Consider the following 15471-nt stretch of genomic DNA (forward strand, 5'->3'; position numbering starts at 1 on the left):
AATCTGCAGCCAGGATCTAAGGCAAGGATGACCTCGCAAAACATGTAGGCCCAGTTTTTATGGCATTAATTCTTACCTATTTAGGCAAGGGCGGCAGCGGTTGCACGACGGTTGCGATTGCTGCGGCTAAGCAGCGATCGCGAGCTGGGCAGCGGGTGCTGCTGGTCATTCAAGACGCGACCCCGGCCCCGGCGTTGCTGCTGGGCCAACCCCTGGGGCCAGAGCCTGCAGAGCTGGAGCCCAACCTGTGGGCGATGCAGTTTCAGGCCGCGACACAGCTAGAGAAAAGCTGGGACGAAGTTAAGACCCTGGAAGCCCAATACCTGCGCACGCCGTTTCTAAAGGCGGTTTACGGCCAGGAACTGGGGGTGATGCCGGGGATGGACAGCGCTCTGGCCCTCAATGCCCTGCGACAGTACGACGCTAGCGATCGCTATGACGTGATCGTCTACGACAGCACCGATCCTATGGCCACCCTGCGCATGTTGGGCATGCCCGAAATTCTCGACTGGTATCTGCGACGGTTTCGCGGCGTGTTTCAGCAGTCGGATGTGGGCAAGGTGCTGTCGCCTTTTTTGCAGCCGATGGCTTCGGCGGTGCTGGCGGTCGACTGGTCAGGCGATGTGCTCGATCAGCCCACCGGGCAGGTGCGATCGCAGCTTGAAGAGGGTCGCCAGGCGGTCACCAACCCCAGCCGCGTGGCGGCCTTTTTGGTGACAACCCCCACCGCTGGTGCCGTCGCTACCGCCCGCTACCTGTGGGGCAGCGCCCAGCAGATTGGCCTCACCGTAGGCGGTGTTTTAGTCAACCACGGCGTCCTCGATAATGAGCAGATCAACGCCTTTGCGCCCCTGCCGCAGGTGCCAATTCCTTCAGTCGTTGACCAGGGGTGGGAAGCGGCGGTGGAATCGCTACCCGACCCGGCCCAGTGGGCAGCAGCAGCCCCGCGCCCGGTCAGCGTGGATGTAGCCGCTAAAACCGTGCGGCTGTTCTTGCCCAGCTTCGACAAAACCCAGGTCAAGCTCACCCAGTACGGCCCCGAGGTTACCATTGAGGCGGGTGACCAGCGGCGCAACCTGCTGCTGCCGACGGCGCTGCAGGGTAAGGCGGTAGCCGGGGCTAAGTTCCAAGATCAGCACCTGGTTATTTCCTTTAGCTAAGGACTAATTTCTAGAGGGCGGTCGTCTGGTCACCCCCTTCACCGCCCTGGTGGCAGGAGCCGATAACAGGATCTGGCGATGCTGACCGCAGAGATCAGCCGTTTAGAGAGCGCAGTTGTCGAGTGGGTATAGGCATAGCGATTGGCATCGGTATTGGCGTTGCCCTTGGCGTTGGCATGGACAACATAGCGCTTGGCACCGCGATTGGCATTGCTGCGGGTGTTCCCCTAGGGGCAGTGGTCAGTCGGCTGAGAAGGCATCGAGATCGTTCTGACGGACACTGAGTCAGCTGACCCAGCGATATGTCATCGGTTCGCGGTAAAACTGTCCTTGCTAGGGCGAGGGTTTGATTCTGAACTAAAAAATGTGGCACCGTGGGTTAAGTATCGCGCTGACCTAACGTTTCACCGACTCTTAGCAATTTCACAAATCATGGCTGAACAACCGTCCTCCATTCCAGTCAACGGCGCTCCAGACTCGACTTTGGCGGCTGAGAGTACCCTCGAAGCTGAATCCGTGGCCTCCGAAGTCGCACCCAAGGCCCAGGGCAATGCGGCTCGTCAGCTCCTCGGCATGAAGGGTGCTAAGGCAGGCGAAACCTCGATCTGGAAGATTCGACTGCAGCTGATGAAGCCCATTACCTGGATTCCGCTGATTTGGGGGGTGGTGTGCGGAGCCGCCTCCTCGGGCAACTACCACTGGAACCTAGAGTACGTGCTGATTGCGGCGGCCTGTATGCTGCTTTCAGGGCCGCTGCTGACCGGCTATACCCAAACCCTTAACGACTTCTACGATCGCGACATCGACGCCATCAACGAGCCCTACCGCCCCATCCCCTCGGGGGCGATCTCCATCGGTCAGGTGGTGGCCCAAATTTTGGTGCTGCTGGTGGGTGGGGTGGCGGTGGCCTTTGCCCTCGATCGCTGGGCCGGGCACAGCTTTCCAACCATTACGGCGCTCGCTATTGGCGGTTCGCTGGTGTCGTACATTTACTCAGCGCCGCCCCTCAAGCTCAAGCAAAACGGCTGGCTGGGCAACTACGCTCTGGGGGCCAGCTATATTGCGCTGCCCTGGTGGGCAGGCCACGCCCTGTTTGGCACCCTGACCTGGCAGATTGTGGTGCTCACCCTGTTCTACAGCCTGGCGGGCTTGGGCATTGCCGTGGTGAATGATTTCAAGAGCGTAGAGGGCGATCGCCAGATGGGGCTGAAGTCGCTGCCGGTAATGTTTGGCGTTACCACCGCCGCCTGGATTTGCGTACTGGCGATCGACATTTTTCAGGGGGGCGTAGCGGCCTACCTGATGGCCATTCACCAAAACCTCTACGCGGTGCTGCTGATCCTGCTGATCATTCCTCAGATCACCTTTCAGGATATGTACTTTTTGCGCGACCCCCTGGGCAACGACGTCAAGTATCAGGCCAGCGCTCAGCCTTTTTTGGTATTGGGTATGCTGGTGACGGGGCTGGCTCTGGGGCACGCGGCGCTTTAGGGGATCCATCAAATCAAAGGGCAACAAACCGAGTTCAGGTCCAGAAGTGGAGTTTTGCCGTTGGTAAAACTTCAGCTCCAGGGTTGGACTTGTTATACCCTTGAACAAATGGTCGAAACCCCATACAGTTCTCAGAGGACGTGAAGGGCAACGGTGCTATGGCTCGATCTTGGTTAACCTGGCTGTCGTTTCCTACAGGGAAGTCATCGCGTTCTGGCAGACGCAAGGCCTCGGAGCGCAAGAGCGCTAGGGTCAGCTCGACCAATTTTGCTAAAACGACCGCTTCACCGCGATCGCTTGAAGATCAGACTGCGCCCTCCCGCGAGCAGGGGACACCGCCGCGCAGCTACCGCCCGCTGTTCCTGCGGCCCTTGTTTTGGGTGGTGCTGCTGGCCGGGGCTGGCATTGCCGGGGGAGGAACACGTGCCTACCGCGTGTTCGAGCACACCAACGCTACGCTGCCCGATCCTGATGTGGCGTTGACCTACCAGCGCGACGGCACCGTCACGATGGTGTCAGCCGATGGAGTCATTCTGCAAAAGCTTGGCCCCGCCAGTCGAGAAACCATCACCTACGACGACATTCCTAAGCACCTGGTAAACGCATTTATCGCCTCCGAAGACCGCCGCTTTTACGAGCACAACGGCGTCGATTACCGGGGCATTGCCCGCGCCGTTTTGACAAATCTACAGCAGCGCGAAACCGTTGAAGGGGCCAGCACCATTACCCAACAGCTGGCGCGCATTGTCTTTCTCGATCAAGAACGCAGCTACCAGCGCAAGCTCAAAGAGGCCCTAATGGCCGTCAAGCTCGAAAAAAGCTTGACCAAAGAGCAAATTATTGAGCGCTACCTCAACTTGGTGTATCTGGGTTCTGGGGCCTACGGCGTCGCCGACGCCGCCTGGATTTATTTCGGTAAAACTATCGACCAGCTCACCGTGGCGGAGTCGGCCATGATTGCCGGTATGGCCCCAGCCCCCAGTCTCTATTCACCAGCCGTCGATGTCGAGGCCGCCCGCAGCCAGCGCAACCGCGTGATTCGCGGCATGTTGGCCACCAAGGCTATCACCGGAGCAGAAGCCGAAGAGGCCATCACCGCCAGCGTAGAAGTCACCCCCAACCAGCCCAAGTTTCTCTACAGCGAGTTTCCCTACTTCACAATTTATATTCAGAAGCAGCTGGAAGCGCTGCTGCCCCCCGACCAGCTTGAAGCTGGCGGCCTGACGGTTGAAACCACCCTCAACGTGGTCTGGCAGCGCCGTGCTGAAGAAACCGTTGAAGAGGCCGTTGAACGCTACAGCAACTGGCAGCGAGTAGGGCAGGTAGCTCTGGTGGCCGTTGACCCCCGCAATGGCGAAATTAAGGCCATGGTCGGCGGCACCGACTTTACCAGCGAAAACCAGTTCAACCGCGTTACCCAGGCGCAGCGACAGCCGGGGTCAACCTTCAAAACGTTTGTCTATGCGGCGGCGATCGCCGGAGGCATATCGCCGTACAAAAATTACGTCGACGCCCGCTACGTAGTCGATGGCTACGAACCCAAGAACTACGGCGAAAACTACAGCGGCAGCATGGATTTGCTGAAGGCCTTGCGCAACTCGGTCAACATCGTGGCGGTGAAGCTGCTGGTCGATGTGGGCTTTGACCCGGTAGTTGACCTGGCAGGGAAGATGGGGATCAAATCGCCGCTGCTGCCTGCCTACTCGCTAGCCCTGGGTACATCAGAAGTCAACTTACTAGAGCTGACTAGCGCCTACGGCACCCTGGCGAATAAGGGCATACATCGCCCAGCCCACGGCATTCGACGGGTGCTTAACAGCAATGGCGAAGTCATTTACGAACGGCCCAACGAGTCGGTGCAGGCCATTGACGCCGATTCGGCCGCGATCATGACCTGGATGCTGCGCGGGGTTGTAGAGGGCGGCACAGGCAGCAACGCTTACCTGGGCCGCCCGGTAGCCGGTAAAACGGGCACCTCTGAGGAATATCGCGACCTCTGGTTTGTGGGCTACATTCCCCAGCTGGCGGCTGGGGTGTGGATGGGCAACGACGACAACACGCCCACTCGCGGAGCCAGCAGCATGGCCGCTGCTGTATGGCGCGACTTTATGGCCAAGCTGACCGACGATATTCCCTCTGAAGATTTTCCGAGCCTGCCTCGCCTGGGCGGACGCGAGGGCACCATCACCCTCAGTCCGGTCAAGCCCGGTCGAGTGGTGGCCGAAAACGGACCGTCTCAACCGTCGGAGTCAGCCTCTGGGTCTGGCGGCGGCGGTCGCCAGACCGCTAGCCGCTCGGAGAGTGAGCCGTCTTCGTCGAGCAGCAATGAGGAACCTGCGACCGTCAGCAATAATGACGACGACAACGGCAGCGGCAGGCCTAGAGATACTAGTGCCCCTGCCCCGGAGCCAGCCGCAGCGCCTGCTCCAGTCGTTACCAATGACCCACCTGCCCCTGCACCCCCAGCTCCCGCGCCGCGCCCGGTGAATTCGGCTCCGGTAGCTCCGGCCCCGGCTCCGGTAGCCCCAGCTCCCGCGCCGCCGCCTATCGTGGCACCACCACCACCCTTAGAAGCGCCACCCCCTGCTGCCGGTGGGGAATAGTCCGAAGGGCATAGATTGCCGGTGAGTTGAGAGCTGCTGTGACAACAGGGTCAGACCTGGGGGTGATCCCCTGACCGACCGATCGTCGTAGGATAAAAGACAACCAATTTTGGAGATTTATATAGCTATGGCACTTTATTTTGCGGTATCAGGTGAAGCGGCAACCTCTTCATCCCTTGTGCTGGTCTATGTGGTGGGCTTTATAGCCGCAGTGACCCTGGGTTCTGTGGCCTGGTACAACTCCAAGCGCCCCGCAGGCTGGGAAGACAAAGAAAAGCCCGACTTCCTACCGACCGTGAAGCCAGAAGAGGGCAAAGAGGGCTAGAAATTCTCTGGATTCTGGCGACGGCGCGATCGCGCCTAAATATAGTGCCCCATAGCGCTGCCGGATAGACTCAGACAAGTGCAGAACGCCACTAATACTAACCAAGTTAAGCTAGTGCGTTCTAGGACACACCATCTAAAAACACTAAATAAGCCCCCTCTGGACATAGCGTTTGTCAGGGGGGCTTTTGATCTATAGCGATAGTAATGGCCTTTGCGCTTAGGACATCAACCCTGATCATAGTTAGAAACTGGGACAGCGCAACGTGCCACAAAGATTTTGGTTCAACTACGCCTACGCCTCTACCGTTTGGCTTCTATGAATTTATGAAATCGGGGAAGTGCGGTTTAGGTTTTGTGTTACGTCAAATTCTCTTTATTTAAACTAATTTGCGGGAGGATTGCGCTGCAATCCTCCCGCAAATTACTGGTTCTAGATAGGAGTTTTTCCAAGTCAGATGTCGTACTTGGCTCCCTTGAGCGGGCACCTTAATCGCAAGACGCTGTTGACCGCATCAAAGCAGCAGAATCTACGCGACCTGCTTCGGCCTAGACCTTAGCGCCAGCGGGCGAAGAAAAGGCTTCTACACCCTCGGTAGGCCCACCAATAGCCTTCCAGGCCGACAGTCCGCCCTGCAAAAGAGCTACTTTCTGATAGCCTGCCTGGCGCAGCTGATTGACAACTTCTGTAGCCTGGTCGCCACCGTCACCGTAGACATAAATATCTCGCTGGTGTTCCAGAGATTGAGTTGCCTCAGCGATTTGATCTCTAGACATAGCACCAGTAATGCGCTCCGCATTAAAGGATTGGCGGCTGCGAGCATCAATAATAGTTAGGGCAGGTTCACCCCAGTTCAACCGCTTTAACAGTTCATCGGCAGTAGCTTGAGTGCTAGACATACCGGGGGGTTTTGGCAGCGGTTGAGTAACCGCAGACTTGGCGTTTTGGACCTGGTCAGAAGCCTGGTCAGAGAAATCTTCAGCCCGGTTAGCAAACTGGTCAGAAACAAGACCCGAAGCTTCGGTGGCGGCCTGGTCAGAGTCGTGATTAGCCCGCTCAGCAACGTTTACGTCTTGAGGCGAAGCACTTTGATTGGCCTGTTCAGGATTATTAGAAATGCTCTCGTTTTGATCATGAAAATTAGTCATCAAAATACCTCTACTATGGGCATCAACAGAGATACCATAACAAGCCCTTTGTGCAGGCTTATCCATCAGCAGGCATAATTCAGTTCAGCAAAAGAATGAGATTTCATAATTCAAGATCGTCAAGAATTAATCGAAACCACGGTCAACCCTCTTTTGTTTCTCTCACCAGAGAATAGGTGAAACGCCGGAAACTCATTCAATATTGCCTTGACCCTGTAGACTATGACCGAGGTCGAGGGTACAAAAGCCCATGTATGAAGCGTTGTCTGGCACCCTAGATGTTTAATTGGAGCCGACGCTTGCTGCGTGCCTAGACAAGTTGGTCTAGCCAGGTACCAAAACACAAGACTTTATTCCCTTGTCGCCATATTTTGAGTAGTTTAAAAAATTGAACCCGGCCTATTATCTATAACAGACCGGGCTAATAAAGCCATAGACGTTGCTAGAGTGCTAAAAACTCGTTTACCTGTAGCATAAACAGGCCAAAATGCTTTCCATCTAGCAAACTATCTCTTAGGTCAGATATGACCAATTTGAAAACTGGCAACTAATCGATTATCCGTAGCCGCCCCTGACGGATAGCGTCAAACACACGCTGCGCCGTAGCATGGTCTTGATTGCTGAGCGTAGGCTGGCTGAGCAGCACGTCCATTAGCTCTCGCTGCACCTGTCGGCTAATGCGGCGTTCAGCAAAAATTTGATCAACAATAGCTTTGAGCGACTGGCTAGTGACTTGAGACATGACGAAAACCTGAACGATTTGAGGCTATTCTCAATATCGCCCGATACTTCAAGCTTTAGGGTGATACAACCTCTGGCTGGGCGTGATTCTAACCCTGCCTACGCGTGATTGACAGCAAATCGCTGTGTGGTTTAAATCACTCATTCACCAATAGCGTCTGGCTGAAATAGGCACTGGACTAGCTATCGATTTTGCCGAGGCTACAGCGGCACTTTGAATTAAACCTGGTGCAGATGCAGAAGCGGAGTTTTGCTGGTAGAGAATCTCTGTTCTAAGCTGGACTGAACCATAGATGCTGGGTTTCAACGTTTTGTTCCAGCACCACTGTAGGCCGGAGGGAAGGCAGACGGACGGGGAGACTACGGCGTCTGTCGCTGGCGATCGCCCCAATAGCGCACGTACTCAGCCAGGCCCGCTAGTAGGGCCGAGCCTAGAATGAGCACCACGCTGAGAGCGTTGATGTCGGGCTTGACCCCGGTGCGTACTCGGCTAAAAATCTCGATGGGCAGTGGGTTGGCTCCTCCGCCAGCGGTAAAACTGGAGATTAGCAGATCATCCATGCTGAGCACAAAGGCCAGCAGACAACCGGCCAGAATACCCGGTGCCAGCTGCGGAATCAGCACCTTGACGAGCGCCTGGGTGGGGGTAGCCCCCAGGTCGAGGGCGGCTTCTTCAAGGTTGGGGTCGAGGCGCTGGAGACGGCTGGCGACCACCACCGCAATGTAGGCCAGACAAAACACCATATGGGCCGCAATGATGGTGCCCAGGCTCAGCGGTATCGCCATCGACGCTAAAAACACCAGAGTAGCTACCGCGATCGCGATGTCGGGCACAATCAGCGGCAGGTATGACACCCCCCGGTACAGCCCCTTGCCCCGAAACCGATGGCGAGCCAGACCAATGGCCATCAGGGTGCCCAGCACAGCCGAAATCGCTACCGCCACGATCGCAATGGTCAGACTATCCTGCAGGGCTGACAACAGACGGCGATCGCTAAACAACGCCCGATACCAGCGCAGGCTAAACCCTTCCCAACTGGCGCTATAGCGCGAGTCGTTGAAGCTGTACACCCCCAGCACAATGATGGGGAAGTACATGAAGGCATACATCAGGGCGGTGAAGAGGCTGGGCCAGGTGATGGAGCGCGAGGCGGGCATGGGTGGTAGGTTGGTAGACGGGTGGATGGGTAGGTGGGTGGTTGGGTAGGTGGGGGGATGGATAGATGGGGGGATAGGGGAGATGGGGAGAATGAGGGGTCACGTAGGTCTAGATGGTGCATCGCTGCACGGATGCACCATCTAGACCGAGCTAGATCAGGTTTCGGATACGGAGCGTTTGTCGCCGTAGCGCAGGAGCAGGGCGATCGCGAAACTGACGGCCAAAATCAGCACCATGCTCAGCGCTGAGCCAAAGCCCCAGGCGCGGGTAGGGCCGAGAAACTGGTTGTAGATCAGCCGCGAAATATTCATTGACGAAGCTCCACCTAGCAGGGTGGGCACCACAAAGTCGCCCAGCGTGCTGATAAACACCAGCAGGCAACCGGCGGCAATGCCGGGCAGAATTTGGGGCACGGTAATCTTCCAAAAGCCCTGAGAAGGCGTTGCCCCCAGGTCGGCAGCGGCCTCTAGCAGGCGGGTGTCGAGTTTTTCGAGCGAGGCATAGAGAATGAGCACCATGTAGGGCAAAAAGCTGTAGGTGAGGCCAATAAACACCGCTGTAGGCGTATTCAGCCAGTTTTGAGCTGGTAGCCCAAGGCCAGTGAGGATGGTATTTAGCACGCCGCTAGGGCGCAGAATGGCCGCCCAGGCATAGGCCCGCAGCAGCGACGAGGTCCACAGCGGCAAAATGAACCCCACCAGCAGCAGGTTGCGCCAGCGCCGAGGCGACATCAGCGCCAGCCAGTAGGCCACCGGGAACCCCAGCAGCAGGCAGAGCACTGTTGAACCTACCGCAAAGGCTAGCGATCGCCCGATCACCCGCAGGTACACCGGCTGCAAAATTTGCAGATAGTTGCCCAGCCCGTAACCGTCGCTGGGCTGCCCCAGGCGCAGCCCCGGCACCAAACTGATCTCAAAAATCAGCAGCGTAGGCAACACCAGCAGCAGCAGCAGCCATACCCCAGCTGGCCCCAGCAGCACAACTGGCCCCAGCCAGCGTCGGGGAGCGAAGCGAGCGGCCCAGGGGCGCGGTGGGGAGGGGACAGGGGTCATAGGAGAGGAGCCTTTAGAAATGCAAAGTTCAAAGTTCAAAATTCAGAATTTTGAACTTTGAACTCTCTAAGCGCTGGTCACTTCGGTCCACAGCTGGTCAAACAGATCGGTGCTGGCTGTATCTACAGCGACAATACCTTCGCTTTTAGCCAGTACCGCTTCGGGGGGGTAGAGGTCTTCATTATTTTGAATTTCGGCGGGCAGTTGGTTAAAAGCGGCCTGATTGGCGGTGGCAAAAAATAGGCGTTCTACAGCAGCACTGGCCACTTCGGGGTCCAGCATGAAATTGATCCACTGGTAGGCGGCGTCAACGTTGGGAGCGGTGGCGGGAATGGCCAGGGTATCGGTCCACAGCGATGCACCGCTGGCGGGAATGATGTACTCCATGCGGTCGTCCTCAAGGGTGAGGGCGATCGCATCGCTAGAGTAGGCCATCGACACGCTCAAATCGCCGCTTAGCAGTTCGTTTTCAAAGCCAGTAGTCTTAAAGGCAGCAATGTGAGGTCTGAGTTCAAGCAGACGGTTGTAGGCAGCCTGGATTGCTTCGGGATCGCTGGAATTGTACGAGTAGCCTAAGGATTTGAGGGTGGCACCCAGGGTCTCACGCATATCGTCGAGCATAGTAATCCGGCGAGAAAGGGCGTCCTGGTTTTCCCACAAAAAATCCCAGTCGGCGGGTACGCCAGGGGTAGCCTCGCGATTGAAGAGCAAGCCGGTAGTGCCCCAGCAGAAGGGCACGCTGTGAGCATTGTTGGGGTCGTAGGCGGGGTTTTGCCACTGGGCCTTGAGGTTGTCTAGACCCGTGATGCGGCTCTGGTCTAGCTCCGTCAGCAGGCCCAGGTCGATCATCTCTGACACCATGTAGTCGGAGGGGTAGATCAGGCTATAGGCATCACCACCGCCTGCCTGCAGACGGGTCAGCATGACCTCATTGGAGTCGAAGATATCGACCACCACCGGAATGCCGGTGAGTTCAGTAAAGGCGGTCGCCAAACTGTCATCGGTATAGTTGGCCCAGGTGTAGATATGCAGAGCGCCATCGCCACCGCTACCGCCTGCTGGCGGACCAGCCAGATTCTGACGACAGTTAGCGGCGGCAAGGCCAGTTAAGACTGCCGCCGACCCCTGCAAAAATCGCCGCCGACTCAGGGCTAGCCGACGTGAGTAGGGGGAGGTCAGGAGTCGCTTTGCAGACACGGTTTTCTCCAAGGTGGTTAGGGGGCGAATCAGACAGGCAACGGCTGTAGGGAGATGGCGGGCAATGCCAATATTTAGTTATTCAGTATATGAGGATGTGCCCCAGGAGTCTGTATTTAGGAGGAGGACAGGCGAGCCTAAAGGGGGATCGACTAGCCGAGCTGTGGCGCTAGGTCTACTGTTGGCCCTGGTTTTGTAGCCGCAGTGCAGAGATGTAGACCTTCTACTAGGCGGCGTTTAGCACCAGGCAGTCATCGACGGCCCAGTGGACGTAGACAGGGGTATCCACAGTAATAGACTCAGCGCGATTGGGCTGCCGCACCGTTAGGGCTTCGCCGGAGCTAAGGCGTACCACACAGTGCAGGTGAGTGCCTAAATACATCAGGTGGCTGACCTGACCCTGGTAGCAGTTGCCACCGCTGCCGGGAGCACTCAAACTGAGGTTGATTTTCTCAGGCCGCACGCTCACGACGACATCTTGAACGGTAGGGCGGGAAGCCTGAGCAGATTGAGCCAGCACCCGTAGCCCGCTCGCGGTGGTGACTTGCACCTGGGCGGGGTAGGTCTGGTCTACGCGTCCGGGCAGCAGGTTAGTATCCCCAATAAAGTCAGCGACAAAAGGCGTGCGGGGGCGATCGTAAATATCGCTAGGTGTGCCAATTTGCTCAATCTGGCCGTTGTTCATCACGGCGATGCGGTTCGACAGCGATAGGGCCTCTTCCTGGTCGTGGGTGACCATAATAAACGTAATGCCCAGCTGGCGGTGCAGGTTGGCCAGCTCGACCTGCATCTGCTTGCGCAGTTTTTGGTCGAGGGCACCGAGCGGTTCGTCAAGCAGCATGACGGCAGGACGGTTGACCAAGGCGCGAGCCAGCGCCACACGCTGCTGCTGCCCACCGGAGAGCTGGGCCGGGTAGCGGTTGGCCATCGTTTCCATGCGGACCAGTCGCAGGGCCTCGGCTACGCGATCGCGCACCTGAGGCGTTCCCAACCGCCGAATTTTGAGGCCAAAGGCAATGTTGTCTTTGACGGTCATGTGGTCGAACAGGGCATAGCTCTGAAACACGGTGTTGACGGGGCGGCGGTGGGCGGGCACCGTACTCACGCTGGTGCCCTGGATCAGCACCTCTCCAGCGGTGGGGGTTTCAAACCCCGCAATTAGTCGCAGAGTGGTGGTTTTGCCGCAGCCCGAGGGACCTAAGATGCTAAAAAACTCGCCCGGCTGCACCGCCAGATCGAGCTGGCGTACCGCCAGATCGGCTCCGAAGGTCTTGAATACCTGACGTAGCTCTACATCTGGCTGAGCCTCTTTAATTGCCGTCGTTGCCGCAGACTGAACCGTTTGAGCCATACCCTATCTCCCTGGGTGCACTCCAACTTTAGCGATCGCACCTGGGATATACAAGTCGCTGTCTTTACAACATCTGACTCGGCTAAACCTCTATCCAGGGCGGCACTGCCTATACTTTACCCACACCAGCGATCGCCGATACATCCTGCACCAAAAAAGCTGCGGCTCTGGCTCTTGCCGTGCTCCTGAAACCCATTTTTTTGCAGCCTAGCCAAAACATCGGCAAGTCTGCAAAACGCTACTATGGCACCAGGTCCTGCCTTGGAGCATAGCAATGGTAGATACGGTCGCAATACTAGCCCATCCACGGCGTCAGCGCCGCCATACTCTAGCGGGATGGGTGCTGGCGGTAGTGGTAGGAGCTGCGATCGCCGGATGCCGCCCCAATCCTTCACCCCCGCCTACCGCCGTTGAGCCAACCCCAGCCGCCCCAGCAGCCCCTGCCGAGCCAGCCCCCAAGCCTGCCGCCACTCACCCCCCCGCCGCCACCCCTGCCGCTCCAGATACAACCCCCTCAACTGCCGCAGCGGCCCTGCCGGATACGCTTATTCATGAGTGGCAGCCCCTCAGCAATGTACTGCTGGCCTTTGGCACCATGACCGTCACCCCCGACCAGGTGCAATGGAGTAGCGGCCAGAGCAGCCCCTATACGCTGGTTGGCACCGAGGGGGGCTACCTGCTCAGGCTTGAGTCTAGCCCCAGCTTTTACGACACCCAAAACCAGTACATCAAGCTCATTCCTAAGGCTGACACCAGTGGCGCTGCAACCTCCATAGAAATAGCGTTTTACCCCGGCGAAACCCAGCTAAAAAGCGACGAATACATCATGTATGGCTCTTACGTAGCTGAATAAACTGAACCGCAAATCAAAAGGGCAGGCACCAGAACGGAAACCTACCCTTTTGATTCAGCTATTTTTTCAAGCAGGAGCTTGAGGTTTGCAGCCTGCTGCTGAGAGCAACTGCTAATGCCAAGACTCTACTCTTCCGGCTGGCGGCCGCGATTCTCTAGAATTTCCTGAACCTGTTCACTGGGGGTGTACTGGTAGCCAAAGGTTGAATTATCAGAATCATCTAGAATTTGGGGAGTCAGCAGCACAATTAGCTCACGGCGTTGGTTATCGGTTCTGGTGCTGCGGAACAGCGCACCCAAAATGGGAATATCGCCCAGGATGGGAATCTTGGTAACGCTATTGCGCTCAGACTCTTGAATAATGCCAGAAAGCAACAGAGTTTGACCATCACGAACTCGCACTTGACCCGAGCTAATTTGGCGTTCTGATAGCAAGAAGAACGTCCCTGCTGAGGCAGTGAAGGTGTCTGTAGGTGCTGAGATGCTGGGTGCCACAGATAGCGAAACAAAGCCGTTGTCGTCAATGCGATCGACATCGATCTGCAAAATTAGGCCAGCCGGTTCAGTCGTAATCTCCTCAGTGATGAGGTTACCAGTTTCGGTTGTTTCAATAGTTTGTTCTATTTCAGTTACTACATCTTGAGTAAGTTGAACAGTTGCCGTCTGCCCTTCCTGAACGATCAAAGTTGGGTCAGTAATAATTTTACCACTGCCATTCTGCACCGTTCCCAGCAGCTGAGCCAGGAAATTGCCAGAGGTGTTGTTGGGGCTAGGGCCATTGAGGGGGCGAGGACCAATCGGCGTACCGCTAGGTACAGTCGAGGGAAAAGGAGTACCTGGTACGCCATCGCCAAGGTTGAGAATGCCGAGTCCACCAGAGCTAAGCACCCCAAAGACACCGGATTGGAATGAGAAGCTGGTACCAAAAGCATCGATGGCGTTGAGGTCAATATCAATAACCCTGACATTGACCGCCACCTGCCGTCGGCGCAGGTCGATACGGGTAAGCTGCTCGGTGGCAATAGCAATTAGATCGGCTCGGCCTACCAGGGTGACCGAGTTGGTGCGCTCGTCAGCCACGACCTGCAAGCCGCGCAGAATGCCCTGGCTATCTTCGTAGTCGACCCGGTTAACCTCGATTTGCTCTACGGTTGCAGTCTGGGTTTCGGTCAGGGCAGGAGCACCTTCGGCCACCTCAACAGCATTAACATTGGTGACCAAGCGCTCGCGGCTGACGGCGCTTTCTGCCCCGAGGGCGACTAAAAAGTTGGTGGCAACGGTAGCGTCAACCTGGTTCAGGCGCAGTGTTCTAGCCAAAACATTTTGGGCTGAAACCGGCAGGGTAGGGCCCACATAGATACTGCGGCCCACTCGATTGGCTTGCAGCCCTGTTACCCGCAGCACGTGGTTAAACACATCCTGCACCGACTCGTTTTCAATATCTAGACTAATCGGCGGACCGTCAGCGCTAGCTCCACCCTCCTGGCCTCCCTCGGTTCCACCAGCGGGGGTAAAGACTAGGTTGAGGCCCGCGGCCCGCGCTAGGAGCGATAAGACCTCACGGGCGGGAGCATCGCGCAGCAGCAGCTTGGGGATGCGCTCGTTGCTGCCCAAGTTGATGTTGTTGAAGGTGGGTGCCCCTTCAGCAACAGAAATATCACCAATGGGAGGCGCAACAGCCCGAGGCAGGAAGGGGGGAGCCTGCTGCACCTGGGGACGAGGCACTGGATTGCCGTCAATCGTGACTTCGGGGTTGGGGACCAGCACATCTGGGTTAGCGGGAGCCGGAACCACAGGAGCTACGTCTGGGGCTGGCTCTGGAACCGGAGCGGCCTGGGCGACCTCAGGGGTGGTGGTGGTGGCTGGTATGGTTTCGAGTTCGGTGGGTACCGGAGTTGGAGCCTGGGCAGCCTGACCATCGCTGCGAACGGAGAGTACGACGCGATCGCCGCTAGAGTCTACTTCACCCACAGGGGTCTGGCCATCGCCATCGATGGTGATTCGCACGCTGTTGGCATCGAGGGGCACTACCGAGACCTGAGTAATGCCGGGGGCGGGGTTGGCCTGGGTAAAGCTGCCGCCATCGGGCAGGTTGAGCTGGGCTCGGGTAATGTCGGCAACCAGGCTATTGCCCTGGTTAACCGTAAAGACATTGCTGTTATCGCCGCCTTCGGTTTCAAACACCAGATCGAGGCCGGTGGCGGTAGGGTTGAGGCGGACATTGGTAATGCTGGTCACTGAAGCCAGGCCAGGCTGGGCAGCCAGGGCAACCAGGGCGCTGCCCAGCAAAATCGGGTGTAGGTTCATCAGGCGGTTCACGGTTCACTCCTCCATCACAGATGCGGCAGGGCCGCGCGGGGTTATAACTAGGCGGGTAGATTGGGGCCACGGT

At 57.3% G+C, this 15471-nt stretch carries 12 protein-coding genes; 5 read left to right on the forward strand and 7 right to left on the reverse strand.

Annotated elements, in window-relative coordinates:
• Positions 1-59: 59 nt before the first annotated feature.
• From ACQ4N7_RS07330 to psb35, 4 genes are all read left to right on the forward strand, one after another.
• Positions 60-1160 carry a Get3/ArsA fold putative tail anchor-mediating ATPase NosAFP gene (locus tag ACQ4N7_RS07330; RefSeq protein ID WP_430710961.1) on the forward strand — a complete coding sequence of 367 codons (1101 nt, stop codon included), beginning with the start codon at positions 60-62 and terminating at the stop codon, positions 1158-1160.
• Between the two features lie 432 nt (positions 1161-1592).
• Positions 1593-2651: a chlorophyll synthase ChlG gene (gene chlG, locus ACQ4N7_RS07335; protein WP_430710962.1), complete on the forward strand. Its 1059-nt coding sequence runs from the start codon at positions 1593-1595 to the stop codon at positions 2649-2651.
• A 158-nt stretch (positions 2652-2809) separates the two neighbouring features.
• Entirely contained in the window at positions 2810-5254 is a 2445-nt protein-coding gene (locus ACQ4N7_RS07340) for a transglycosylase domain-containing protein (RefSeq protein WP_430710963.1), read from the forward strand.
• A 127-nt stretch (positions 5255-5381) separates the two neighbouring features.
• Positions 5382-5579 (forward strand): photosystem II assembly protein Psb35, encoded by a 198-nt coding sequence (gene psb35 / locus ACQ4N7_RS07345; RefSeq protein WP_430710964.1) that lies wholly within the window; start codon positions 5382-5384, stop codon positions 5577-5579.
• A gap of 548 nt (positions 5580-6127) precedes the next feature.
• Here psb35 and ACQ4N7_RS07350 read toward each other — a convergent pair.
• From ACQ4N7_RS07350 to ACQ4N7_RS07375, 6 genes are all read right to left on the reverse strand, one after another.
• On the reverse strand, positions 6128-6727 hold the full coding sequence (locus tag ACQ4N7_RS07350) for a rhodanese-like domain-containing protein (RefSeq protein ID WP_430710965.1): 600 nt from the start codon (positions 6725-6727) through the stop codon (positions 6128-6130).
• Between the two features lie 547 nt (positions 6728-7274).
• Entirely contained in the window at positions 7275-7469 is a 195-nt protein-coding gene (locus tag ACQ4N7_RS07355; RefSeq protein ID WP_194056968.1) for a hypothetical protein, read from the reverse strand.
• A gap of 359 nt (positions 7470-7828) precedes the next feature.
• Complete coding sequence (locus ACQ4N7_RS07360) at positions 7829-8626, reverse strand: ABC transporter permease (protein WP_430710966.1); 798 nt, start codon at positions 8624-8626, stop codon at positions 7829-7831.
• 156 nt (positions 8627-8782) lie between these two features.
• Entirely contained in the window at positions 8783-9679 is an 897-nt protein-coding gene (locus ACQ4N7_RS07365) for an ABC transporter permease (RefSeq protein WP_430710967.1), read from the reverse strand.
• Between the two features lie 66 nt (positions 9680-9745).
• Complete coding sequence (locus tag ACQ4N7_RS07370; protein ID WP_430710968.1) at positions 9746-10876, reverse strand: polyamine ABC transporter substrate-binding protein; 1131 nt, start codon at positions 10874-10876, stop codon at positions 9746-9748.
• A gap of 226 nt (positions 10877-11102) precedes the next feature.
• Positions 11103-12227, reverse strand: a complete 1125-nt coding sequence (locus ACQ4N7_RS07375; protein ID WP_430710969.1) for an ABC transporter ATP-binding protein — start codon at positions 12225-12227, stop codon at positions 11103-11105.
• Between the two features lie 274 nt (positions 12228-12501).
• Here ACQ4N7_RS07375 and ACQ4N7_RS07380 point away from each other — a divergent pair, with 274 nt between their 5' ends.
• A complete protein-coding gene (locus ACQ4N7_RS07380) occupies positions 12502-13080 on the forward strand; it encodes a hypothetical protein (protein WP_430710970.1) in 579 nt (192 codons plus the stop codon).
• Between the two features lie 125 nt (positions 13081-13205).
• Here ACQ4N7_RS07380 and ACQ4N7_RS07385 read toward each other — a convergent pair whose 3' ends face one another.
• Entirely contained in the window at positions 13206-15398 is a 2193-nt protein-coding gene (locus tag ACQ4N7_RS07385) for an AMIN domain-containing protein (protein WP_430710971.1), read from the reverse strand.
• Positions 15399-15471 lie beyond the last annotated feature (73 nt).

This window comes from Nodosilinea sp. AN01ver1 (assembly GCF_050565655.1).
Classification (GTDB): domain Bacteria; phylum Cyanobacteriota; class Cyanobacteriia; order Phormidesmidales; family Phormidesmidaceae; genus Nodosilinea.

What these genes read in the sequence shown, in the direction of transcription:
- ACQ4N7_RS07330 (WP_430710961.1), top strand. Translation starts at nt 60, where the DNA reads ATGGCATTAATTCTTACCTATTTAGGCAAGGGCGGCAGCGGTTGCACG.
- chlG (WP_430710962.1), top strand. Translation starts at nt 1,593, where the DNA reads ATGGCTGAACAACCGTCCTCCATTCCAGTCAACGGCGCTCCAGACTCG.
- ACQ4N7_RS07340 (WP_430710963.1), top strand. Translation starts at nt 2,810, where the DNA reads ATGGCTCGATCTTGGTTAACCTGGCTGTCGTTTCCTACAGGGAAGTCA.
- psb35 (WP_430710964.1), top strand. Translation starts at nt 5,382, where the DNA reads ATGGCACTTTATTTTGCGGTATCAGGTGAAGCGGCAACCTCTTCATCC.
- ACQ4N7_RS07350 (WP_430710965.1), bottom strand. Translation starts at nt 6,727, where the DNA reads ATGACTAATTTTCATGATCAAAACGAGAGCATTTCTAATAATCCTGAA.
- ACQ4N7_RS07355 (WP_194056968.1), bottom strand. Translation starts at nt 7,469, where the DNA reads ATGTCTCAAGTCACTAGCCAGTCGCTCAAAGCTATTGTTGATCAAATT.
- ACQ4N7_RS07360 (WP_430710966.1), bottom strand. Translation starts at nt 8,626, where the DNA reads ATGCCCGCCTCGCGCTCCATCACCTGGCCCAGCCTCTTCACCGCCCTG.
- ACQ4N7_RS07365 (WP_430710967.1), bottom strand. Translation starts at nt 9,679, where the DNA reads ATGACCCCTGTCCCCTCCCCACCGCGCCCCTGGGCCGCTCGCTTCGCT.
- ACQ4N7_RS07375 (WP_430710969.1), bottom strand. Translation starts at nt 12,227, where the DNA reads ATGGCTCAAACGGTTCAGTCTGCGGCAACGACGGCAATTAAAGAGGCT.
- ACQ4N7_RS07380 (WP_430710970.1), top strand. Translation starts at nt 12,502, where the DNA reads ATGGTAGATACGGTCGCAATACTAGCCCATCCACGGCGTCAGCGCCGC.